Here is a 22,055-nt window from a genome sequence, read left to right on the forward strand (position 1 = left end):
CCGCATAGGCTAGTATTCGCCCGCTTCATTGTTTTTGCGGTATGCGCCGATGCTGTGTGCGGAATCTGGCTTTTTGTTGTCCCCGGTTGGGGGCGGTATTGCTGGTGAAACCTGCCCAGGCCCGTCCCTACTGTATCCCGGAAAATGAACAGCAGCGAAATGCAGCCGCCCGAGGCTGACCGTATCCAGGTTGGCGAATGCGTCGTCACTTTGTCCTCGCGAGAGGTCGAAGTTGAAGGTGCGCGTCGTCCGCGCCGGCTGACGCCGAAAGCGCTGGGTGTGCTGCGCGTTCTGCTGCGGCAGCCCGGCCGCGTGGTCACCCGCGAGGAGCTGTTTGCCGAAGTGTGGCCCGACACGCTGCCCACCAATGACGTGCTGACCCAGGCCGTCACGCAGCTGCGCAAGGCATTCGCCAACGACGACGACAACGGCCAGACCTATATCGAGACCATCGCCAAGAGCGGTTATCGGCTGCTGGTGCCGGTGCAGGTGCTGGAGGCGCCTGAGGCTGCCGTGGACAGCGGCGAGCTGGCCGATCTTCCGTTGCCGCCCGCGGACGCCGGTGGCAGGGCCGCGGTCGGTACGGTGCCGGTGCCGGGGCTTCGCCGGGCGTGGCGACGGGTCCGGCGCCAGGTACTGTTGGCAATCGGCATATTGATGCTTGGCACGGTGATCGTGCTGACGATGCTGCTGTTGCGGCAGCCGCCGGAAGCCAGTTCACCGGTTGATGCGGCCGTGGAGAACGGCGTTCGCGTGATCGGCAGCCCGCAGCGGCCTTACCGGCTGATCACCGCGACCAGTGGTTTTGAGACGTATCCAACACTTTCGCCCGACGGTTCCCAGGTGGCCTACGAAGGGGCCAACGACGACGGGGGGGATGGCGGTGCGATCAAGGTGCAGACCTCGGGCAATGCGCCCGCGCGCCAGTTGCTGACGCCTCCGGCCGGTGCCAACGACCGTTTCCCGAGCTGGTCGCCGGATGGGCGCGAGATCGCGTTTGCACGATTCAGCGCCGGAGGCGGCTGCCAGGTGCTGATCGCCAGTGCCACAGGTGGTGCCGTGCGCCAGGCAACCCGCTGCGACGGCACCGAGCTGCTCAGTTTTGACTGGACCCCGGATGGCCGGGGGCTGGTGTTCGGCAGCATGGTCGGACGCTATGCGCATCGCGGCATCCGCGTGCTGGATCTGGCCAGTGGCCAATGGCGTGAGCTGGATTACCGCGTCGATGCCGATGATTTCGACTATGCGCCGCGCTACTCGCCAGACGGTAAGTGGCTGGTGTTCGTGCGCAATCCGCAGATGGGTGATCTGTGGCGGATGCCCGCCGGCGGCGGTACCCCCGAGCAGCTGACCAATGAAGCGGCCGAGCAGCGAGGCTGGGCCTGGCTGGGGGATGGGCGCACCATCGTGTTCGGCCGTCGCGTGGACAGTGAAGTTCGCCTGTACTACCTCGACGTCGAGCGCCGCACGCTGCGCGACGCTGGCCTGGATGATGCGCAGTGGCCTGCGGTATCCCGCCATGGCAACGTGCTGGCGTTTGTCCACCGGCGGGCGCAGTTCGGCGTGTTCAAGGTTCCGATCGAGGGAGGACGTGCGGAACGACTGTTCGCGTCCAGTGGCCGTGATGGTCAGCCGATGGCCGCGCCCGATGGCCGCCAGCTGGCCTTCACCTCCGATCGCTCCGGCAGTTTCGCCTTGTGGTGGGCTGACATGCAGCGGCCGGACTCGCTGCGGCTGATCGAAGGCCTGCGGCCGGAGGCCCGGCAGGCACCGGACTGGGCCGCCGACAGCCGGCACCTGCTGGTGGTTGGCCGCGATGACCATGGACGTACCGTGGTCTACGAAATCTCGCCGCGTGATGAGCGGCTGCAGCCACTGCCGGTGCCCGCCGAACAACCGCTGCAGGCGCTTTACGGGGCCGGCGATGACCAGCTGCTGGTGGTGGAGCGGGATGCCGACCAGCGCACGCGCTTGAGCCTGTTCGACCGCAGCTCTCACCCCTGGCGCCGGCTGGCCAGCATTGATGGGGTGTCGCAGGCACGTTTTGATCGCGCCAGCGGACGGGTGCTGTTCACGCGCCTCGCCGCTGGTGGGCTGTGGTCGGTCGATCCGGCACTGTCACCGGCCAGTGTGCGGCAGATCACTGAAGACCTGCCGAGTCGGTGGCGCTATCGCACCTGGACCGTCGTGGGGAACGGTGGCATCGGTTACCTCGGCACGTCCACGCAGTGCGGCACGACCCTGGTCCTGATCCAGGACGGTACCGAAGTGCCGGAACGCTGCCTTGATCCGCAGCGGCTCAGCGCGGGCAATGGACTCAGTGCCAGCGCCAACGGGCGCGATCTCTACGTGGCGCTGGCGGTCAGTGACGGCGCTGACATCGGCATCATGCGGCTGCCCGAGCAAGCCCCGGCGCTGTTCCCTGCCTTCTCCAGAATGTTGATTTTGAAGAAGAATTTCTCTTCGTAATTTTTTCGTGTGGTTCTCGCCACGAATTCGTGGCGATCTCGGCAGTCTTTCCTGACGAGGTCCCACCAGATTGGGCAAAACGGAGGCCTGTACTAGGCAAATCCGTGGTGCCCCCATGCGTCAACTCTCGCTGGCCGATCGCGGCCAAACCATCTCCCTCGACAAGGCCCTGGACGACGTCGCGCCGACCTGCCTGGGCGTTGCCCGGCTGGGCAGTCTGCAGACCGCAGGCAGCAGCTTCACTGTGTGGATGCAGGTGCGCGGCAGTTCCTGGGTGGAAGCCAAGGAAGGACGCTTCCGTTTGCGCCAGGGCGAGTGGATCGCCTTCGAGAAGGAATCGCGGCCGCTGGTGCAGGCCGGTCGCAACGGTTTGTGCCTGGGCCTGAACCTCACCGTCGAAGCGCTGCGCGTGCTGGCCGAGATGGCCGACTGTGGCCTGTATGCCGGGCGTGGTCGCATGAACCGCGGCGATGCACGTGTTGCGCTGCGCCTGTGGCGCGATGCGCTGGCCAGTGGCCAGCCGGCGGAGGCATTGCGCCCGCTGCTGCTGCATCTGGCGGGCCTGCAGCGCGGGCTGGCCGACAACGTGCAGCGTTGCCCGGGTCGCTCGCGCAGCCGCAAGCGCCAGGTGTTTGGCCGCATGCAGCGCGCCCGCCTGTACCTGGAAGGCAACAGCCACCGCGTGGTGCGCATCGGTGAACTGGCTGAACTGACCAACTTCTCCAGCTGGTATCTCTCCAAGACCTTCCAGAGCCTCTACGAGGAAAGTCCGCAGTCGCTTTCGGCACGGTTGCGCTTGGAACGGGCGGCCGATCTGTTGCGCGATACCGACATGATGGTGGGCGAAGTTGCTGCCGCCAGCGGTTTCGACAACTGCTGCAGCTTCGCCAGGGCCTTCCGCGCCCGTTACGGGCAGTCGGCTTCGCGCTTCCGTGAGAACGGCGGGCTGCTGCCGCCACATTCTGCAAACTCTCCGGTTGGGTCGCGCAAATGCAGCGTCGCAACGCAATCGTAACGTGCTGGGGCGTTTTAACACGCTACTAACACGTACCTTGGAGAGATTGATGAACGTTCGTATTCCTGCAGTGCGGCTCGGCTTGTTGCCGGCCGGCATTGCGCTTGCCTTGGCACCGTCCTTCGCTTCGGCGCAGGACGCAGCTGCCGGCGGCACGACCGACCTGGACCGCATTTCGGTTACCGGTTCGCGCATCCGCCAGGCGAGCATGGAAACCGCGCAGCCGGTGATCGCGCTGCAGCGCGCCGACATTGAAAAGCAGGGCTTCACCAGCGTTGCCGACATCGTGCAGAACCTGTCGGCAACCGGCTCGCCGGCGATCAGCCGCGCCGATGCCCTGAGCTCGGGCGAAGAAGTCGGCGGCCAGTACGTTGACCTGCGCAACCTCGGCCCGCAGCGCACCCTGGTACTGCTGGACGGCAAGCGCATGGGCGTCAGCTCCGGCGGTTACACCGATCTGGCCTCGATCCCGACCTCGATCGTCGAGCGCGTGGAAGTGCTGACCGACGGCGCATCGGCCATCTACGGCTCCGATGCCATTGCCGGCGTGGTCAACATCATCACCCGCAAGAACTTCGATGGCCTGGAAGCCAGCGTCTACCGCGGCCAGTACGGCCAGGGCGACGGTGACAAGGAAACCTACAACTTCGTCTACGGCATGACCAACGACCGTGGCTCGTTGACCTTGGGTGCCGAGTACAGCGACGAGAAGCCGGTGCTGGCCAAGGACCGCCGCTTCAGCGCCTATGCCAACGGCCCACGTCATCCGTTCCCGACCGAAGATGACGCCAACGGCTGGTCGGCGATCACCGAGAAGGGCGTACTGGTCAACGGCGGCAAGAACTACGTCGTGAACCCTGGCGCCGATCCGACCGATTTTGCCAACTACCATGAGCTGACCAACGCCGACCTGTCCAACCCGACGCAGCAGATGTATCTGTCGACCGGGATCAAGCGTCGCTCTGTGTTCGCCAACGGCCAGTACGATTTCACCGACAACATCCGCGGTACCGCCAACGTTCTGTATACAGAACGCGAGGCGCTGCAGCAGATCGCCGGTTACCCGTACCGCTCCAGCGCGTATGGCACCAAGCTGTCCAAGGACAGTGCGTTCAACCCGCTGGACCAGGATGTCGACTTCATGCGTCGCACCTGGGAAATGCCGCGCCAGACCAAGTCCGAGCTGAATACCTTCCGCTTCTCGGCCGGCCTGGAAGGCTCGTTCGAGTTCGGCGATAAGTACTTCGACTGGGATGTCGGTTACGTCTACAACCGTAACAAGGGCACCAAGACCGGCACCGGCAACCTGTTCATCCCGAACGTGAAGAATGCCGTCGGCCCGTCGTTCGTCGAGAACGGCGTTGCTTACTGTGGTGCCCCGGGTGCGGTCATCGCCGGTTGCACCCCGTGGAACCCGCTGCTTGGTTATGGCATCGACGGCGCTGGTTCGCTGTCCAACCCGGATCTGCAGAAGTATCTCTTCCTGCCGACTCACGACACGTCGCTGACCACCTCCAAGGTCTACAGCGCCAACCTGTCCGGCGCGCTGTTCACCCTGCCGGCCGGTGACCTGTCGTTTGCAGCAGGCTACGAGCACCGCGAAGAGCAGGCCGAATACAACCCGGATGCGCTGCTGCAGTCGGGCCTGAGCACCGACCTGGCCGGTGCGTCCACCGCCGGTGGCTACAAGCTCAACGAGTTCTTCCTCGAGCTGAACGTGCCGATCCTGGCCGACCTGCCGTTCGCCAAGGAACTGTCGGTCGACATGGCCGGCCGTTATTCGGATTACAACACCTTCGGCAACACCTTCAACAGCAAGTTCGGCCTGAAGTGGAAGCCGATCGATGACCTGCTGGTGCGCGGTACCTACGCCACGGGCTTCCGTGCGCCGACGGTGGCTGACCTGTACGGCGGCACCTCGCAGACCTTCGACAAATACACCGATCCATGCGACACCCTGTTCGGTGCCGCGGTACGTAACCCGCAGGTTGCCGCGCGCTGCGCCGGTGCCGTCCCGGCCAACTTCCGCCAGGAAGCATCCGGCGGTATCGATGCCACTGGCCCGGGGTCTCAGTCCAACTACGCCTACCTGTCCGGCTCCAATGCCGAACTGCTGCCGGAAACCTCCAAGACCTGGACCGTCGGCCTGGTGTACAGCCCGAACTTCGTACAGGGCCTGGACATCAGCCTGGACTGGTGGAAGATCCGCATCGACAACGTGATCGCGGCCGAGTCGGTTACCTCGATCCTCAACCAGTGCTACATTCTGGGCAACGCCAACGCGTGTGATCGTGTCACCCGCGATCCGGAGAATGGCTCCCAGGTGACCGACGTCACCCGCACGCTGATCAACGGTGGTTACCAGGAAACCGCTGGTTACGATCTGGGCATCAAGTACCGCCTGCCGGAGTTCTCCTTCGGCAACATCATCATCGACTGGAAGACCACCTACGTCGATTACCTGGAGTACAAGCGCGACAACGAAGAGCAGACTGCCGTCGAGCAGCACACCGGCTGGGGCACTGGCGACTGGGGTGGCAACTTCCGCGTGCGTTCGAACCTGAACATCGATTGGAGCCTGGGCAACTTCGGTGTCAACTGGGGCATGCGCTACTACTCCGGGCTGAAGGAAGAGTGTTCCTACGACCGCACCGGTGGCGCCGAGTGTAACAACCCGGACTTCTCCTCGGCCTACACCCTGGCCATTCCGGTCCGCAACACCGGTTCGAACACCTTCCACGACCTGCAGGTGCGTTACAACACTCCCTGGAACGCCACCATCTCGGCAGGTGCCAACAACGTGTTCAACCACGAGGGCCCGGTCATGTACAGCCAGCCGAACTCGAGCTTCTCGTACTACGGTGGCTTCGACATCGGTCGTTTCTACTACATGAAGTACACCCAGCGCTTCTGATCCATCGAAGCGTCACAGCAGAAAGAGGAGGGCGGGCCGCAAGGTCCGCCCTTCTTGTTTGTGCGCTGCACCGACTGAGGAGATCCACGCCATGCGTGGATGGTTCTTCAGGCACAACGGAAAAGGCAGGCCATCCGGCCTGCCTTTCATTCCCTGCGAACTCGCCCTGGGCGGTGCCTCAAGCCTCGCTGGGTACCAGTCCCATCAACGCATTGGCATGCTCCCGCCACTGCGGCAGCCTGTTGAGAACACCTGCGCGCTGCAGGTAGTCCTCGTCCACCGGATCACCATTGACCAGTGCCAGTGCCACGTGCACTGCGCCGGTCACCCAGAAGCTGCGTGTATTGGCACGCTGCGGCTGCAGATGGAACGCGACCGCTTCGATGATCGGCATCGGCAGGCCCCACAGGCCGAGCAGATAGGCACCGGCTTCGGCGTGGCCCGGGCGGGTGTCACCGGTCAGCGATGGTTCGCTGCGCTCGTTGCGCACGCCGGGCAGCAGCAGGCCGATGTCGGCCAGCAGCGCGGCGGTCGCGCCCAGTTCGGCGCTGGATTCGGGCAGCAGGCGTGCCGCCAGCCGCGAGGCGAGCAGGGCGCGCTGCTGTAGTGAATTGCGCTCGGCCGTGGACAGTGTCGGTGCCGAGAACACCTCGCTGGCCAGTACCAGATCGCGCAGCGTCGACAGGCCGAGGCGGGTCACGGCGGTGCGCAGGTCGGCGATGGTGCGGCCCTGGCTGAAGAACGCCGAGTTCGACAGCTGCAGCACCTTGGCCGCGATCGCCGGATCAGCGGCCACCAGCTTGGCGACGTCGGCGCTGTCGGCGTCGTCGTCATGTTCCAGTGCCTGGGTCAGGCTCAGGTACAGGTGCGGCGGCGAGGGCAGCTTCTCGATACGGCCGATGGCGTCGCGCAGGCGCGGGCTGTCCAGCACTTCACGCAGCTCTTCCAGGCTGGTCAGCGCTTCCAGCAACACTTCCGGTGCCAGCGGCAACGGCAGGAAGCGGTGGGCCACGCCGATCAGGCGTGCCGGCGGCGGCCGGTTGCCGTGCTGGGCGTCCACCAGCGCAATGCGGATGGTTTCCGGGCGCAAGGTCCGGATCTGGCCCAGCAGCGTGGTGGCATTGAGATCCGGCAGCTGCGGGCAGACGATCACCGCATCCACGCCCTGCGTGGCCACCGCGGTCATCGCGGTCTGGCCATCGGTGGCGGTCAGCGGCTGCCAGTCTTCCCCAAGATCGGCAATGAATTCGGTCAGCTCAGCCGGCAGGCTGGCTGCATCCCCAACAAGCAGAATACGCACGACACATTCCCCTGGCTGTCTCGACGATGGATGTCGACGACGTGTGAAGTGACGCAATTTACCTAATACGGCGGCAAGAGTGATGTGCCGTCGTCATGAAACGTGACCCGCATCGCTCCGGCGGGGTGCCGCCGGAGCGATCCGGTTCAGGCTCAGGCCTTGCTGTCGAGATGGCGCTGGTGCGCCTCGATCAGGATCTGCTTGGCCTCAGCGGCGCCGCCCCAACCGTCGAGCTTGACCCACTTGCCCTTCTCCAGGTCCTTGTAGTGCTCGAAGAAGTGGCCGATGCGCTCCAGCCAGTGGCTGGACACCTGGGCGATGTCTTCCACGTGGGCGTAGCCACTGAAGATCTTCGACACCGGCACGGCCAGGATCTTCTCGTCGCTGCCCGCCTCATCGCTCATCTTCAGCACGCCGACCGGACGGCAGCGCACGACCGAACCCGGCACCAGCGGCAGCGGCAGCACCACCAGCACGTCGGCCGGATCGCCGTCGCCGCACAGGGTGCTCGGCACGTAGCCGTAGTTGCAGGGGTAGCGCATCGGGGTGGACAGGATGCGGTCGACGAAGATCGCGCCGGTTTCCTTGTCCACTTCGTACTTCACCGGCTCCGAGTCCTTCGGGATCTCGATGATGACGTTGATTTCTTCCGGCGGGTTCTTGCCGGGCGAGACGAGTTCCAGACCCATGGTCGTGCTCCAGGTGGGGGATATAGACGGATAGCCCCCCATTTTATGCCTTTGCCGGGCGCTGTGCAGGGGAGGGGGCTGACGGCAGGGCGAGGAAGGCGACGACCCGGCGGGCCGGGGTTGACCGATGGGGCCGGGCGGCGCGCGCGCGCAGGCTGGATGTACCTACCCGAGGAGTTCCCGCATGAAACCATCCGCCTTGTCACTCGGACTGTTCTGCACGCTGCTGATCGCGCCCGCCGCCCACGCTTTTCCCTACGTGGACCTGATCGACTACCCGCACCAGGAAGCCAACTGGGACCGCTTCTTTGCCCTGGAAGGGCGTCTGCAGCACGGGTTCGACGCGATCTGCGGCGACACCTTCTGCGAGGGTGAGTACAGCGACATCCGGGCGCTGCGCCTGCGCTGTTCGGTGGACGCGGTGCGCGGCACGGTGCATGAGTGCCTGTGGGCATTTGCCGCCAGTGACCTGGCCGTCTCGCGGAACGACGGTGCGATCGTAGCCCGGCAACCGACCTGGTTGTGCCCGCTGCCGCTGGTGCCTGGCACCCCGGTGGAGGCCTTCCATGCAGCGCTGGCGGCCCGTAATCCGCTGCATGATCCGTTGCCCGGCACGTCGGAGAGCACCTATGACGGGCTGACCGGCTGCATCCACTGATGCGAACGTGACTGATTCTCATTAACGGAGTAGCATGCGCGGCGCCTTCCGTCTGTCGTCCCGTTCTGCGCATGTCCTCCAATGCCGCCTCCCTTACCGAACTGCTGATCCGTGAGCGGCCGGCACTGCTGCGCCGGGTGCAGCGCATCCTCGGCGGCGACAATGGCGCCGAGGATGTGATCCAGGCGGTGTGGTTCAAGGCCCGTGGGGTCGACGACAGCCAGGCCATCGACAACCCGCGGGCCTATCTGTACCGGCTGGCCGCCAACCTGGCCACCGACCACGGCCGCGAATCGACCCGGCGCAACCGTCTGCTGGCCGACCACTACCTGTGGGGGCCGGACGAGGTCATCTCGACCGAGGAACAGGCCATGGCACAGGACGAGCTGCAGCGAGTGCTTGATGCGGCGGGGCACTTGCCGGAGCCGACCCGCACCATCTTCCGGCTCAACCGCCTGCAGGGCCTGACCCAGGCCGGGATCGCCCGCCGCCTCGGGGTGTCGGTGACCACCGTCGAGAACCATGTACGCACGGCGCTGCAGCGGCTGGCGTGGGCACGCAGCGGCCGATGACCGGCCCGGCTTGGGGCTGGCCCTCACTGGAACGTCTTGATCACTGGACCGTGGATGCGGTCTAGTTCCTCCGCCCGCGCTTGAATGCGCCTGTCCGCCAGCCGATGAGCCCGCCGAACACGCTGCCCGCCGCCAATGACGATGCCCTGGCCGAACAGGCCCGGGGCTGGATCGCGTGGCTGGCCTCGGGTGACATCGGCGAGGGGCGCATGCGCGAGTTCGAGCGCTGGCTGGCACAACCCGGGCACCGCCGTGCCTTCGAACACGAGCGCGCGCTGTGGCGCAGTGTCGGGCCACGCCCGCAGGTCCAGCCCGCCGAACGCCCGCGGCCGCATCGAATGCGCTGGGCGATGGCCGCTGCAGCCGCGCTGGCGATGCTGGTGGCATGGCCGGAGGCCTGGTTGCGGCTGCAGGCCGACCATCGCAGCACGCACGTCGCGCAGAACGTGCAATTGCCCGATGGCAGCCGCGCAGTGCTGGATGCGGACAGTGCGATTGCCGTGCGCTTCAATGCACATGCACGCGAGATCGAGCTGCTGCGTGGGCGTGCCTGGTTCGAGGTCAGCCCGGATGCGCAGCGACGTTTCAGCGTGCGTGCGGGCAACGGCGTGATCGAGGACATCTCGACCGCGTTCACCGTCGCGCGCGGCGATGACCAGGTTGAAACCCAGGTCGGGCAGGGCAGGGTGCGCGTGGCCAGCCCGGCCGACGGTGGCTGGACTTATCTGCAGGTGGGCCAGCGTGCGGTCTATGGCGAGCACAGCGGCGTGACGCGCCTGCGGGATGTGGCTGCCGACAGCGTCGGCGCGTGGCGGCAGGGCGAGCTGCTGCTGGAGCAGGCCAGCGTCGCCGACGCCGTGCAATGGGTGGGGCGTTACCGCGCCGGCCCGACCTTCGTGCGCGGCGATCTATCGCAGCTGCCGGCGGTAAGCGCGGCGTTGCGCATCGACCGCCCGGAACAGGCGCTGGATGCGCTGGCCGCGACGGCTGGATTGCAGGTGACCCGGCTGCCGCTCGGCGTCGCCATCGTCCATCGGTAGAACCACGCCATGCGTGGATGAAGGTCCCAGTGTGCCGACCAACGGTCGGCACCCACCACGATCACCGGCCGGTCGGCACCTGCCGCGACCGCAAATCGCTCTTGGGGTTGCCGCGCGCCCAACCGTCTTACCCCGCGAACGTACCCGCCGCCGCCACGTACGTCGCCGTGTCCGCCCGTGTTGCGGATGACGCCGCGCCTGCGGCACCGATTACCTGACAGGTTCCCCATGTTCTACTCCCACCGCCCGGGCCACGCGCTGCGCCCGTCCCGCCTGTGCATCGCCCTGCTGGCCGCCGGCCTGGCCAGCGCCGCACCGTCCGTGCTGGCACAGAGCGCCACCGGCAACCACGCTGCCGTGCAGCGCTTCGACATTCCAGCGCAGCCGCTGGATGAAGCGCTGCGCAGCTATATGCGCCAGTCCGGCGTGCAGGTCGTGTATCCGGCCACCCTGGCCCAGGGCGTAACCTCGCGTGCGGTCAATGGCAGCCTGCCGGCCAGCGAGGCGCTGCAGCAGCTGTTGCAGGGCAGTGGCCTGGCGGTGCGCCGCGTCAGCGCAGATGCAGTCACTCTGGAAGCGGCGACGCCGGTGCAGGCCGGCAGCGGTGTGATCGTCACCGACACGCTCAGCGTGGCCGGCGACCGCGTCGACAGTGGCGCGACCAGCGACGAGGCGCGCCTGCTCGACAGCTATCGCAGTGTGGGCTCCACCACCACGCTCAGCCGCACGCACCTGGAACGCTTCCGCGGCACTTCCAACGGCGACATCGTCAAGGGCGTGGCCGGTGTCACCGCCGGTGACCCGCGCGTGGGCAATGGGTTCGACGTCAACATCCGTGGTATCCAGGGCCAGGGCCGCGTGCCGGTGATCATCGACGGTGGCCAGTCCAGCATGGATACCTACCGCGGCTATGCCGGCCAGTCACAGCGCACCTACCTCGACCCGGACCTGATCTCCAGCCTGACCATCACCAAGGGCCCGAGCCTGCAGGCCAATGCCTCCGGTGGCATCGGCGGCGTGGTCGAGATGGAGACGCTGAAAATCGATGACGTGCTGCGCGAGGGGCGCGACTTCGGCGTACGCATGCGTGGCGGCCTGGCCAACGCCAGCGCCAACAACCTGCCGTCCTACAGCGCCGCGCCGCGTTCCGACCGCAGCGCCACCGGCAGCCAGTTCTTCAACGTGGCCGCAGCCGGTCACTGGGACCGCTTCGATCTGGTGGCCGCCTATGCGTACCGCGACAACGGCAACTATTTCTCCGGCAAGCACGGCTACGATGATTTCCCGCAGACCCGTCGCACGCTGGCGCCGCTGAACCCGCCGCACACCGAGGTCTTCAATACCTCGGCGCGCTCGAAGTCGGCGCTGCTCAAGGGCACCTGGCGCATCGACGATGCACAGACGCTGGAGGCCGGCTACCGCCGCTATGAAGGCACTGCTGGCGAGATCATGGCCTCGCAGATCATCCGCGTGGATCGTGACCGCATTCCACAGTGGGATCCGGGCCATGTCGACATGGACAGCTACAGCCTGCGCTACCGCTTCAATCCGGACAGCGAGCTGATCGATCTACGCGTCAATGCCGCATACACCGACACCGACAGCGTGATGTACAACAGCCTGACCGGCATCACCCCTTGGTACTTCGATCGCCGCACCGAGTGGTACGACGCGCCCAGCTTCAGCGGCGACCCCGGCTACAAGGATGCCTACCGCAATCCGCTGCGGCAGAAGCGCTTCGGACTGGATGCCAGCAACACCTCGATGTTCGATACCCGCGCCGGTGCGTTCACCCTCGACTACGGCCTGTCCTACAGTGACGAAGACATCGCACCGGGCAGCTCGGGCCCGGTCATGCACGATGACCTGGTCAACAACCGTTTCCTGCGCAATGCCGAGCGCAAGGAATACAGTGCCGTGGCCTCGCTGAAGTGGCAGCCCGATGAGCACTGGGAACTGCTGGCCGGCGGCCGCTGGAACCGCGTGGACGTGCACGACCGCAACCGCCTGGCCACGCCCGATGCCTATGAGGTGCAGGGCCAGTACCGCTACACCGAACTGCTCAATGGCAACCCGGCGCTGCCGTCGTGGCGGGCCAAGCGCATCGCGCTGCTGAACTGGTATCCGGATGCCAACGGCAACTTCACCCAGGAATCGCTGCTGGCCTCACCGTACAAGAAGGGCACGGTGGCCGACATCGGTGGCTGGAACTTCTACGACGCCGGCAAGGCGCAGGACCTGGAAGTGCCGGTCAGCTGGACGTGGTCGCAGCCGATCCGCCGCCGTGACACCGCGTTCTCGCCGACCGCCAGCGTGGCCTACCGCTTCAGCGAAGACACCATGGTCTACGTGAAGTACGCCGAAGGCACCAAGCTGCCGAGCCTGTTCGAGACCACGCTGGGCCTGTTCACCGCCGCCAAGCCAGTGGGCGAGTTGAAGCCGGAGCGCGCGCGCAGCTGGGAAATCGGCGCCAGCACCATCCGCTACGACCTGTTCGCCGCCGGCGACCGCCTGGCGCTGAAGCTGGCGTACTTCGATACCCGCATCGACGACCTGATCACCCGTGACTACCGCACGCTGTCGGCGGGCCTGATCCGAAACGTCGACCAGTTCAAGGTCTCGGGCATGGAGTTCCAGTCCAGCTATGACAGCGGCAAGGTATTTGCCGATCTGTCCGCGCACTACTACTTCAAGGCCAAGACCTGCGCGCCGGACATCGCCGCCGAGCGCCGTGCCTACGGGGCGCAACGCAGGAACGGCGAGCTGGCCAACACGCCCGACTGCGTGGACGGCGGCTTCGAGGGCTCGTACACCAATACCCAGAACCCGCCGCGCTACATGGTCAACCTGACCCTGGGCTCGCGCCTGTTCGAGGAGCGCCTGACCTTCGGCACCCGCGTGGTCCACAACGCCGGCCCGATCAGCAAGCTGGACAAGGACTGGAACGTAGGCCTGTCGGCGATCCAGCAGCTGTACCGGCCAACCACGCTGGTGGACCTGTTCGCCAGCTGGAGCTTCAACGACCAGCTCTCGGTGGAAGCCGGCGTGGACAACCTGACCGATCGTTACTACCTGGACCCGCTGGCGTTGGGCGTGATGCCGGCCCCGGGCCGCACTGCGCGGCTGGCGCTGACCTGGAAGTACTGATCGGTCGCGTATGAGCGGTGGGGTCGGACCGCCCTCGGTGGGTGCGGACCTTGGTCCGCACCGCTTCCGCCGTGCAATCGCCAGCGCCCCGCCACGCCCGGCGTCTACTTACAGCCCGGTCGCGGCCTTCACCGCATCTTCGTGCAGCGACTCGTTCAGCTCGTCCACCACGGTGGTCCATGCCGCATCGGCCTGCAGCGACTCGGACAGGAACTGGCGCTGCGCATCGTTCCAGTACGGCGCCTCGACCACTTCCACATCGGTGGCCAGCTGGTGCTCGCGGATGAAGCGGGCGATGCCCTCGGCGCTGGCGTCCAGGCCCAGCTGCAGGAACAGGTTGGTCATGCGCGGTTCGGTGGTGATCATCGTCGGTTCCTGCGGTAAGAAGGGATGCGCCATTATCGGCGCACATAGCCTTGGGGAAAGCCCCGTGGCAAACGTCTACAGCAGGACGACCCTCTTGGCATCCCCATGAACGCACACATCGCCCCTGAAGACAGCCGCAGCCTGCGGCTCAAGGCCGCCACCCGCGACAGCCACGGTGCCCTGGACAAGCGCATCATGGCCGGCGACATCTTCGCCGACCGCAGCAATTTCGCCCGTTTCCTGCGCGTGCAGTATCGCTTCCACCGCAGCATCGATGCGCTGTATGCCAACCCTGCGCTGGACGCACTGCTGCCGGATCTGGGCGAGCGCCGCCGCCTGACCCAGGTCGCGCGCGACCTGCAGGACCTGGAGCAGACCCTGCCGGGGGCTGACATCGCGGCGTTGCCGTCCGATCTGGAACTGCCCGCCGCGTTGGGGTGGCTGTACGTGGCTGAAGGCTCCAACCTGGGCGGCACCATTCTGTACAAGATGGCCGCCAGGCTCGGCCTGGACCGTGATTTTGGCGCCCGCCACCTGGCCGCGCATCCGGATGGCGCGGCGCGCCACTGGCGTGAGTTCACCGCTGCGCTGGACGCGGTACCGCTGAGTGTCGAGCAGGAGCAGCAGGTGATCGATGCCGCCGACGCCGCGTTCCGCAGCGTGCACGGCCACGTCGAAGTGGAATTCGCCTGATGCGCGGCGCGCACCCACAGGTGCAGCGCTGATGCGCTGGCTCTGGTTCGCGCTGGGCTGGCTGATGGTCGGGCTCGGGGTGATCGGCGCGTTGCTGCCGGTGATGCCGACCACCATCTTCCTGATCCTGGCCGTGGGCTGCTTCGCGCGCAGCTCGCCGAAGTTCGAGCAGCGCCTGTTGGCGCATCCGCGCTACGGCCCGTCGCTGCGGTTGTGGCGCGAGCAGGGCGCGGTATCGCGCAAGGGCAAGGCGTTTGCCAGTGCCGGCATGGCGCTGGGCTTTGCCCTGTTCTGCTGGGGCGCGCATCCGTCCTGGCGCCTGCTGTTGGGCGTGGGCCTGTTCTTCGCGGTCAGCGCCGGCTACGTGCTGAGCCGACCGGCCCCCCGGCTGGAGCCCCATCCGGTCGTGGAAGTGGACGACGCCAATGATCCGCGCGCGGCCCGTAGTCGCGCAGCGACCCCTGATGCTGATGGAAGCCGAGATGATGCTGCCTGCTGACCTGGCCCCCGTGGCCGCCCCCGCATTGACCCCGTGGGGCATGTACCTGGCCGCCGACGTGGTGGTGAAGGCCGTGATGATCGCGCTGGCACTGGCGTCGCTGTCCACCTGGACCGTGCTGTTGGCCAAGGGCTGGGAGCTGGCCCGCCAGGCCCGGCAGCTGCGCGCGGCGCGCGCGCTGTTGCTGCAGTCCGCACAGCTGCCGCCGCAGAGCGGAGAGGCAAGTCTGCAGCAGGGCACCGCACTCGCCATGCTGGACGCCGCCCGCACCGAACTGCGCCTGTCGCAGGATCTGGATAGTCGCGACGGCATCAAGGAACGCATCGCCTCGCGCCTGGACCGCATCGAACTGGAGACCGCGCGCGTGCAGCGGCGCGGCATCGGTGTACTCGCCAGCATCGGCGCGGTGGCGCCCTTCGTCGGCCTGTTCGGCACGGTGTGGGGCATCATGAACAGTTTCATCGGCATCGCACACAGCAACACCACCAACCTGGCGGTGGTTGCGCCCGGCATCGCCGAGGCCTTGCTGGCGACCGCACTCGGCCTGGTCGCGGCGATTCCCGCGGTACTGGTCTACAACCATTTCAGCCGCGTGTTGGCCGGCCTGCGGGGCCTGCTCGGCGATCTGTCGGCGGCCGTGCAGCAGCTGGTTTCGCGCGATCTTGATCGTGCCGCGCCGCGTGCCGCAGCGGCACCGCTGCGCGCGGTGCACTGAGGCGCGACGATGGCCATCAGGACCGCGTCCGACCGCGACGACACGCCGGAAGAATCGCACGAGATCAACGTCACGCCCTTCATCGATGTGATGCTGGTGCTGTTGATCATCTTCATGGTGGCGGCACCGCTGGCCACCGTGTCGGTACCGGTGCAGCTGCCGGCCAGCAGTGTCAGTGCCACGCCGCCGGAACAGGCGCCGGTGTATGTGACCGTGCAGGCCGATCTGTCGCTGCGCGTGGGCGAGCAGGCGGTGGCACGCGACGGGCTGGCCGCTGCGCTGCAGGTAGCCACCCACGGTGACACCTCGCAACGCCTGTTCCTGCGTGCCGATACCCGCGTGCCCTACGGCGAACTGATGGCAACGCTGGATGCGCTGCGTGCTGCGGGCTACCTGAAGGTGGCACTGGTTGGACTGGAGCAGGGCGCGCGATGAGCGGACTGCGGCGCTGGGCGACCAGCCTGGCGATCGTGCTGCTGGTGCATGCGTTGCTGGTCAGCGTGGCCTGCTGGTGGGCGGCGCGCGTACCGGCGGTGGCCGCCGCAGCGCCGCCCGCTGCATTGATGCTGGAGCTGGCGCCGATGGCACAGGCGCCTCCGGTGCCGCCGCGCGAGGTTGCCACTGGGCCGCTGCAACAGCAACAGCAGCGACAGGCGCCGAAACCGGCCCTGCGTGAGCAACCCAAGGCACCGGTGCAGCCGCAGGGTGACCTGCCACCGCCGCGTACGCCGGAGCCGACGCCCTCGCCGGACACCGCCGAGGCCAATGTCGCGCAGACCAGCGCACCGCCGCAGGTGGCGGCCGACGCGGCCGCACGCTACACCGCACCGCAGACCACCGCCGGCGAGCGCAGTCGCGCCGAGGCCACCTGGGAGGGGCGCCTGCTCGGGCATCTGCAGAAGCACCGGCGCTATCCACGCCAGGCCGAGCGGCTGCGCCAGGAGGGCGTGGTCTACGTGCGCTTTGCCGTGGCCCGCGACGGTGTGGTTTCGGCGGTGGTGCTGGGCCGCAGCAGCGGCTTCGCGTTGCTCGACCAGGAGACGCTGGACACCGTGCAGCGGGCCAGCCCGGTCCCCGCGCCGCCGGCCGAGGTGCCTGGCGGCCCGGTGCAGGTGATGGTGCCGGTGTCATTCTTCCTGCGCGGGCGCTGACCGCCATCTGGGTCGGATCCCTTTCCGCAGGACAGGGCTCTGACCCGAGCCGGAATTCAAGGCAGCGCGCAGGCGTTATGCTCGCGCACGACCGTCAATGGACGCGCGGAGATTGGCATGACGACACGGACGTTACGGGTGCTGGCCTGGTGCAGCGTGTTGCTGGCTGCATGCGTGGCCGTGCTTTCGCTGGCACCGTTCACGCCGGCGATCATCTTCGCCTGGCCCTTGCTGGTGTTCGCCGCCTTCTGCATCTGGCGTGGCGCGTGGCTGCCCGGCGCACTGTGTGCGTGGCTGGCTTCGCTCGCTTTCATCGGCAGCCCGCTCAGCCTCTTCGATGGCTGGGACCGGCCGATCCATGCCTGCTGGATGATCGTCGTGGTGCTGCTTGTCATCCGATGGATGAGGCGGTCGCGGCCGTAGCGTCGAGCCTGCTCGACGCTACGGGTTCATGCATGGCGTGGATCTACAACATAGGCACCAGCAGCAGCGCCACGATGTTGATGATCTTGATCAGCGGATTGATCGCCGGGCCAGCGGTGTCCTTGTACGGGTCACCGACGGTGTCGCCGGTCACGGCCGCCTTGTGTGCCTCGCTGCCCTTGCCGCCGAAGTGGCCGTCCTCGATGTACTTCTTGGCGTTGTCCCAGGCGCCGCCGCCGGTGGTCATCGAGATGGCCACGAACAGGCCGGTTACGATCGTGCCGATGAGTAGACCGCCGAGTGCGCGCGGCCCCAGCAGCAGGCCGACCACCACCGGCACCACCACCGGCAGCAGCGAGGGCACGATCATTTCGCGGATCGCTGAGCGGGTCAGCATGTCCACCGCCTTGTCGTACTGCGGCTTGCCGGTGCCCTGCATGATGCCGGGGATCTCGCGGAACTGGCGCCGCACCTCTTCCACCACTGCCCCCGCCGCACGACCGACCGCTTCCATCGCCATCGCACCGAACAGGTAGGGAATCAGGCCCCCGATCAGCAGGCCGATGATCACCGTGTGGTCGCTGAGGTCGAAGCGGAATTCCTGGCCGGGGTTGGCGGCCTGCAGGTTGTGGGTGTAGTCGGCGAACAGCACCAGTGCGGCCAGTGCAGCCGAGCCGATCGCATAGCCCTTGGTCACTGCCTTGGTGGTATTGCCCACCGCATCCAGCGGATCGGTGATGTCGCGGATCTCCGAGGGCAGCTCGGCCATTTCGGCGATGCCGCCGGCGTTGTCGGTGATCGGTCCGTAGGCATCGAGCGCGACGATCATGCCAGCCATCGACAGCATCGCGGTGGCGGCGATGGCGATGCCATACAGGCCACCCAGCGCGAACGCACCCCAGATCGCTGCACACACGGCCACCACCGGCAGCGCGGTGGACTTCATCGAGATGCCGAGGCCGGCGATGATGTTGGTGCCGTGGCCGGTGGTCGACGCCTGCGCCACGTGCTGCACCGGCTTGTACTGGGTGCCGGTGTAGTACTCGGTGATCCACACGATCAGGCCGGTCAGGACCAGGCCGATCAGCGCGCATCCATACAGCGCGATGGGACCATGCACATTGTCGGCCATCAGCCCGGTGGTGATCGGGTAGAACGCGATCGCGGCCAGCACGCCGGAGACGATCACGCCCTTGTACAGCGCGCCCATGATCGAGCCGCCAGGCTTCACCTTGACGAACAGCGCACCGATGATCGAGGCGATGATCGACACACCGCCCAGCACCAGCGGATACAGCACGGCATTGGCGCCCGCCTCGGCCAGCATCAGGCTGCCCAGCAGCATCGTTGCGATGACGGTGACCGCATAGGTCTCGAACAGGTCGGCGGCCATGCCGGCGCAGTCGCCGACGTTGTCACCGACGTTGTCGGCGATCACCGCCGGGTTGCGCGGGTCATCCTCGGGAATGCCGGCTTCCACCTTGCCGACCAGATCGGCGCCGACGTCGGCGCCCTTGGTGAAGATGCCGCCGCCCAGACGCGCGAAGATCGAGATCAGCGACGAACCGAACGCCAGACCGACCAGCGCGTGCAGCGCCTGTTCCATCGGCAGGCCCATCCGCAGCAGCAGTGCGTAATAGCCGGCCACACCCAGCAGGCCCAGGCCGACCACCAGCATGCCGGTGATCGCACCGCCGCGGAAGGCGACGTCCATCGCCGCACTGATGCCATGGCGTGCGGCCTCGGCGGTGCGCACGTTGGCGCGCACCGACACGTTCATGCCGATGTAGCCGGCGGCGCCGGACAGCACCGCGCCGACCGCGAATCCAATCGCGGTATACCAGCTGAGGAACACCCCGACCAGCACGAACAGCACCACGCCGGCGATGCCGATGGTCAGGTACTGGCGGTTGAGGTAGGCACGCGCACCTTCCTGGATCGCGGTGGCGATCGCGACCATGCGCTCATTGCCGGTGGGTTGGCGCAGGATCCAGCGCGCCGAGACGATTCCGAACAGGATCGCGAGAATGGCGCAGCCCAGCGCCAATGAAAGCCCGTGACGTTCCAGCATTAGACCCCTCCGCAGAATGGATGTAGGCATCCAGTGGCGATGAACGGCACCACGAGGGGGACGACGGGCTGCAGCTTGGAACCAACCCGTACCGACCTTGGCGGTCGTCCGACGTATGGCGGTGTTCAGCATTCCCTGGTGCCCGCAGTATGCGTGCCGCCACTTGTAGAGTCGAGCCATGCTCGACTGGCCTCTACGAGCCGCACCTCGTGATCCTGTGGGCGCCCTCAAGACGGAACGCATCGCCATGCGCGCGGGCCCTGCCGCCGGGCCATGGGCACGATTCGAGAGCCATCAGGCCTTTGCGCCCCGTTAAGCCAGTCTCTGCAAGCCTGCGCACAGTCCCGTAGGAGATCCCACATGCGCCTGTCCCTGTTGATGCTTGCCGCCCTGGTCCCGTCCGTGCCGGCATTCGCCGCGGAAACCCCGGAACTGCAGCGTGCCGTGGGCGTGCCCCAGGCGGTGGGTGCGGTGCATACATTGCGCCAGATCCCCGAGGCCTGCGCGCGGCTGGAAGGTGTGTTCACCGGCGACGCCGCCGCGCCCTACCGCTTCTCCGCCGTGCGTACCAGCGAACAGTGCCAGCCACGCGCGCGCTTCGTCGATTACACCAAGGCGCAGCCAAGTGCGGACAAGGGCTGGAAACTCAACGATGTGATCCGCGTGCCGAGCGCGGCGTGCCCGGCCCAACAGGCAGTGGTGCGGGTGTGGCGCCTGCCGTCGAGCAACAAGGTCGAGCTGGACGGCCAGGGCCAGTCGCGCATCTATCTGGAAGAGGCGAAGAAGCAGGCGGCTGCCGGCCAGATTCCGCAGGTGACGATGTTTGCCGCGCAGCTGCAGATGGAAGGCAAGGCCTGTAATTGATACAGGTGGGTGCCGACCGTTGGTCGGCACCGATGCCGCATCCACGCACGGCGCGGATCTACTGCGGCGCGCCATCATTCTCCGGCCAGCTTCGCTCCCCGCGCTACCAGCAACTCGCGCAATGCCTTGCGGTGGCAGTGCGCCTCATCCTCGCAGTAGCACCCCACGCTGAGGTCGCTGTGCTGCGACATCGCAGCCAGCAGGTCCAGCGCGTGGGCCGCATCCGGGGACTTCATCTCAGCCTTGTAGTGGCGGAAGAACGCGTTCCAGTCGGCGGCCGTTTTCGCCTCGTGCGCCTGCTTCACCAGTGCCGCGCTGGGTGACAGGGTCGGGAACCAGACGTCGTACCAGTCCTGCCGGGCGAACTCGCTGCGCGGCACGCCGCGCGGCGGGCGCCGCACGGTACCGATACGCAGCCCCTCGCCGGGTTGGCGTGGCGTTCCCAGTCGAACAACGCGCAAGGCCATGATGATCTCCAGGCGGGGCGTCCATCATCCTGCGATGCTCGTGCGCCAGGCGTGAACCGCTGTGGAAAGGAAAATGCCCGGGCGCCTGCGCACCCGGGCATTTTCCCCATGCCTGCAGCAATCAGTTGCCGCGGCAGTCCTTCAGCCACAACACGCGTCCCACCTGGTCATAGCTGTCGACCACGCCGGTCAGCGTCACTTTCTCGCGCGGGCGCAGGGCCAGCGCATACGCGGCCTGGTTGGCTGCGAACGAGCAGGAAATGGCCACGCGCTCAAAGTCGATGCTGCCATCGCTGGGCAGGTCGAAGCTGGTGTTGTAGGTGCCGCCACTGCGCAGCACGGTGGTGATGCGACCGGTGATGGCGTAGGTCTTGCCCTTGTAGCGCGGCTCGATCGCGGCCGGGTTGTCCTTGTTCTGGTTGCGCAGCTGGAAGCCAAAGCGGTCGGCGGCGATCGTTACCACCGACGCCTGCGGAGTGGCCTTGGCCGCCTGTTCGCCAGCCTTGCCCGGCTTGACCTGGTTGAGCAGCTTGCACATTTCTTCGCGCACGCCATCGGCCGAGGCAATGGCGCCCTTGTTGACCTTCACCACCATGCCGACGGTACCCTGGCCGCCTTCGGAGGTGGCACTGATGATCATCGGGATCGGCTTGTGGGCCAACGATTCCGGCTCTTCGATCAGCATCGAGCCGCCTTCCACGTCCTCGCTGAGGACATCCATGTTGGCGTTCTTGGCGATCACCCGCATCTGGCCGATGGCACTGGCCACGGTCAGGTCCGGATGGGTGACCGATGAAGTGAAGGTCGTGCCGACGAAGGGGTTGCCCTTCTTCTGGAAGTTGCTTTCGCAGGTCGCAGCGAAGGCGGGTGCGGCGGCACCGCACAGCAGCGCGGCGATCAGGATCGGGTGCTTCATGGTTACAGTCCTTGTGAAATGGCAGCACAGGCCCGGGCCACGTGGCCGGGCAGCGTCGAATCTGGCTTGCGGCGGCCCCTTTGCCC

At 66.7% G+C, this 22,055-nt stretch carries 20 protein-coding genes; 14 read left to right on the forward strand and 6 right to left on the reverse strand.

The genetic code is table 11. The features are described 5' to 3' along the window. Positions 1–144: 144 nt before the first annotated feature. The 3 genes from AC5P6A_RS17910 (at position 145) to AC5P6A_RS17920 (ending at position 6,398) form a co-directional block, all read left to right on the forward strand. The gene (locus AC5P6A_RS17910; RefSeq protein WP_346715178.1) at positions 145–2,469 is read left to right on the forward strand and encodes a winged helix-turn-helix domain-containing protein; all 2,325 of its coding nucleotides are present in this window, start codon (positions 145–147) and stop codon (positions 2,467–2,469) included. A gap of 115 nt (positions 2,470–2,584) precedes the next feature. Then, positions 2,585–3,484, forward strand: coding sequence for a helix-turn-helix transcriptional regulator (locus AC5P6A_RS17915; protein WP_019662034.1), 900 nt, complete (start codon positions 2,585–2,587; stop codon positions 3,482–3,484). Between the two features lie 49 nt (positions 3,485–3,533). Beyond that, entirely contained in the window at positions 3,534–6,398 is a 2,865-nt protein-coding gene (locus tag AC5P6A_RS17920) for a TonB-dependent receptor domain-containing protein (protein WP_171952672.1), read from the forward strand. Between the two features lie 178 nt (positions 6,399–6,576). Here the strand turns inward: AC5P6A_RS17920 and AC5P6A_RS17925 are convergent, their stop codons facing one another. Further along, positions 6,577–7,698, reverse strand: coding sequence for an HDOD domain-containing protein (locus AC5P6A_RS17925; protein WP_134731345.1), 1,122 nt, complete (start codon positions 7,696–7,698; stop codon positions 6,577–6,579). Positions 7,699–7,850: 152 nt separating this feature from the next. Then, positions 7,851–8,387 carry an inorganic diphosphatase gene (ppa, locus tag AC5P6A_RS17930; RefSeq protein ID WP_005410935.1) on the reverse strand — a complete coding sequence of 179 codons (537 nt, stop codon included), beginning with the start codon at positions 8,385–8,387 and terminating at the stop codon, positions 7,851–7,853. Between the two features lie 184 nt (positions 8,388–8,571). On the opposite strand from ppa, the gene AC5P6A_RS17935 reads away from it, so the two are divergent. The 4 genes from AC5P6A_RS17935 (at position 8,572) to AC5P6A_RS17950 (ending at position 13,804) form a co-directional block, all read left to right on the forward strand. Next, positions 8,572–9,045 (forward strand): hypothetical protein, encoded by a 474-nt coding sequence (locus AC5P6A_RS17935; protein ID WP_026347269.1) that lies wholly within the window; start codon positions 8,572–8,574, stop codon positions 9,043–9,045. Positions 9,046–9,116: 71 nt separating this feature from the next. Next, on the forward strand, positions 9,117–9,617 hold the full coding sequence (locus AC5P6A_RS17940; RefSeq protein WP_019662030.1) for an RNA polymerase sigma factor: 501 nt from the start codon (positions 9,117–9,119) through the stop codon (positions 9,615–9,617). A 104-nt stretch (positions 9,618–9,721) separates the two neighbouring features. Next, positions 9,722–10,657 carry a FecR family protein gene (locus AC5P6A_RS17945; RefSeq protein WP_346715179.1) on the forward strand — a complete coding sequence of 312 codons (936 nt, stop codon included), beginning with the start codon at positions 9,722–9,724 and terminating at the stop codon, positions 10,655–10,657. 228 nt (positions 10,658–10,885) lie between these two features. After that, on the forward strand, positions 10,886–13,804 hold the full coding sequence (locus AC5P6A_RS17950; RefSeq protein WP_227844852.1) for a TonB-dependent receptor: 2,919 nt from the start codon (positions 10,886–10,888) through the stop codon (positions 13,802–13,804). A 108-nt stretch (positions 13,805–13,912) separates the two neighbouring features. Here AC5P6A_RS17950 and AC5P6A_RS17955 read toward each other — a convergent pair whose 3' ends face one another. Further along, a complete protein-coding gene (locus tag AC5P6A_RS17955) occupies positions 13,913–14,170 on the reverse strand; it encodes a DUF2789 domain-containing protein (protein WP_006390068.1) in 258 nt (85 codons plus the stop codon). A gap of 105 nt (positions 14,171–14,275) precedes the next feature. Here AC5P6A_RS17955 and AC5P6A_RS17960 point away from each other — a divergent pair, with 105 nt between their 5' ends. From AC5P6A_RS17960 to AC5P6A_RS17985, 6 genes are all read left to right on the forward strand, one after another. After that, positions 14,276–14,863, forward strand: coding sequence for a biliverdin-producing heme oxygenase (locus AC5P6A_RS17960; RefSeq protein ID WP_134731335.1), 588 nt, complete (start codon positions 14,276–14,278; stop codon positions 14,861–14,863). Positions 14,864–14,894: 31 nt separating this feature from the next. Next, complete coding sequence (locus tag AC5P6A_RS17965) at positions 14,895–15,362, forward strand: YbaN family protein (RefSeq protein WP_021203620.1); 468 nt, start codon at positions 14,895–14,897, stop codon at positions 15,360–15,362. Next, on the forward strand, positions 15,349–16,077 hold the full coding sequence (gene exbB, locus AC5P6A_RS17970; protein WP_227844888.1) for a tonB-system energizer ExbB: 729 nt from the start codon (positions 15,349–15,351) through the stop codon (positions 16,075–16,077). The genes AC5P6A_RS17965 and exbB overlap by 14 nt, the downstream gene beginning before the upstream one ends. 9 nt (positions 16,078–16,086) lie before the next feature. After that, positions 16,087–16,512, forward strand: a complete 426-nt coding sequence (exbD, locus tag AC5P6A_RS17975) for a TonB system transport protein ExbD (RefSeq protein ID WP_164144704.1) — start codon at positions 16,087–16,089, stop codon at positions 16,510–16,512. Further along, on the forward strand, positions 16,509–17,228 hold the full coding sequence (locus AC5P6A_RS17980) for an energy transducer TonB (protein ID WP_346715181.1): 720 nt from the start codon (positions 16,509–16,511) through the stop codon (positions 17,226–17,228). The genes exbD and AC5P6A_RS17980 overlap by 4 nt, the downstream gene beginning before the upstream one ends. Positions 17,229–17,345: 117 nt before the next feature. Further along, a complete protein-coding gene (locus AC5P6A_RS17985) occupies positions 17,346–17,651 on the forward strand; it encodes a hypothetical protein (protein WP_111101879.1) in 306 nt (101 codons plus the stop codon). Between the two features lie 43 nt (positions 17,652–17,694). Here AC5P6A_RS17985 and AC5P6A_RS17990 read toward each other — a convergent pair whose 3' ends face one another. Next, positions 17,695–19,722 carry a sodium-translocating pyrophosphatase gene (locus AC5P6A_RS17990; protein WP_346715182.1) on the reverse strand — a complete coding sequence of 676 codons (2,028 nt, stop codon included), beginning with the start codon at positions 19,720–19,722 and terminating at the stop codon, positions 17,695–17,697. 360 nt (positions 19,723–20,082) lie between these two features. On the opposite strand from AC5P6A_RS17990, the gene AC5P6A_RS17995 reads away from it, so the two are divergent. Beyond that, positions 20,083–20,586 carry a hypothetical protein gene (locus tag AC5P6A_RS17995; protein WP_111098770.1) on the forward strand — a complete coding sequence of 168 codons (504 nt, stop codon included), beginning with the start codon at positions 20,083–20,085 and terminating at the stop codon, positions 20,584–20,586. Positions 20,587–20,660: 74 nt separating this feature from the next. Here the strand turns inward: AC5P6A_RS17995 and AC5P6A_RS18000 are convergent, their stop codons facing one another. Together AC5P6A_RS18000 and AC5P6A_RS18005 are read right to left on the reverse strand one after the other, a co-directional pair. Then, positions 20,661–21,053, reverse strand: a complete 393-nt coding sequence (locus tag AC5P6A_RS18000) for a DUF488 domain-containing protein (RefSeq protein WP_019662019.1) — start codon at positions 21,051–21,053, stop codon at positions 20,661–20,663. 121 nt (positions 21,054–21,174) lie between these two features. Continuing rightward, complete coding sequence (locus tag AC5P6A_RS18005; protein ID WP_019662018.1) at positions 21,175–21,969, reverse strand: hypothetical protein; 795 nt, start codon at positions 21,967–21,969, stop codon at positions 21,175–21,177. Positions 21,970–22,055 lie beyond the last annotated feature (86 nt).

It is taken from the genome of Stenotrophomonas sp. YJH_SMC_20 (assembly GCF_059367845.1).

Bases quoted from the DNA above. Each gene is read 5' to 3' on its own strand.
- AC5P6A_RS17910 (WP_346715178.1), top strand. From the start codon at position 145: ATGAACAGCAGCGAAATGCAGCCGCCCGAGGCTGACCGTATCCAGGTT.
- AC5P6A_RS17915 (WP_019662034.1), top strand. From the start codon at position 2,585: ATGCGTCAACTCTCGCTGGCCGATCGCGGCCAAACCATCTCCCTCGAC.
- AC5P6A_RS17920 (WP_171952672.1), top strand. From the start codon at position 3,534: ATGAACGTTCGTATTCCTGCAGTGCGGCTCGGCTTGTTGCCGGCCGGC.
- ppa (WP_005410935.1), bottom strand. From the start codon at position 8,387: ATGGGTCTGGAACTCGTCTCGCCCGGCAAGAACCCGCCGGAAGAAATC.
- AC5P6A_RS17935 (WP_026347269.1), top strand. From the start codon at position 8,572: ATGAAACCATCCGCCTTGTCACTCGGACTGTTCTGCACGCTGCTGATC.
- AC5P6A_RS17940 (WP_019662030.1), top strand. From the start codon at position 9,117: ATGTCCTCCAATGCCGCCTCCCTTACCGAACTGCTGATCCGTGAGCGG.
- AC5P6A_RS17945 (WP_346715179.1), top strand. From the start codon at position 9,722: ATGAGCCCGCCGAACACGCTGCCCGCCGCCAATGACGATGCCCTGGCC.
- AC5P6A_RS17950 (WP_227844852.1), top strand. From the start codon at position 10,886: ATGTTCTACTCCCACCGCCCGGGCCACGCGCTGCGCCCGTCCCGCCTG.
- AC5P6A_RS17955 (WP_006390068.1), bottom strand. From the start codon at position 14,170: ATGATCACCACCGAACCGCGCATGACCAACCTGTTCCTGCAGCTGGGC.
- AC5P6A_RS17960 (WP_134731335.1), top strand. From the start codon at position 14,276: ATGAACGCACACATCGCCCCTGAAGACAGCCGCAGCCTGCGGCTCAAG.
- AC5P6A_RS17965 (WP_021203620.1), top strand. From the start codon at position 14,895: ATGCGCTGGCTCTGGTTCGCGCTGGGCTGGCTGATGGTCGGGCTCGGG.
- exbB (WP_227844888.1), top strand. From the start codon at position 15,349: ATGCTGCCTGCTGACCTGGCCCCCGTGGCCGCCCCCGCATTGACCCCG.
- exbD (WP_164144704.1), top strand. From the start codon at position 16,087: ATGGCCATCAGGACCGCGTCCGACCGCGACGACACGCCGGAAGAATCG.
- AC5P6A_RS17980 (WP_346715181.1), top strand. From the start codon at position 16,509: ATGAGCGGACTGCGGCGCTGGGCGACCAGCCTGGCGATCGTGCTGCTG.
- AC5P6A_RS17985 (WP_111101879.1), top strand. From the start codon at position 17,346: ATGACGACACGGACGTTACGGGTGCTGGCCTGGTGCAGCGTGTTGCTG.
- AC5P6A_RS17990 (WP_346715182.1), bottom strand. From the start codon at position 19,722: ATGCTGGAACGTCACGGGCTTTCATTGGCGCTGGGCTGCGCCATTCTC.
- AC5P6A_RS17995 (WP_111098770.1), top strand. From the start codon at position 20,083: ATGCGCCTGTCCCTGTTGATGCTTGCCGCCCTGGTCCCGTCCGTGCCG.
- AC5P6A_RS18000 (WP_019662019.1), bottom strand. From the start codon at position 21,053: ATGGCCTTGCGCGTTGTTCGACTGGGAACGCCACGCCAACCCGGCGAG.
- AC5P6A_RS18005 (WP_019662018.1), bottom strand. From the start codon at position 21,969: ATGAAGCACCCGATCCTGATCGCCGCGCTGCTGTGCGGTGCCGCCGCA.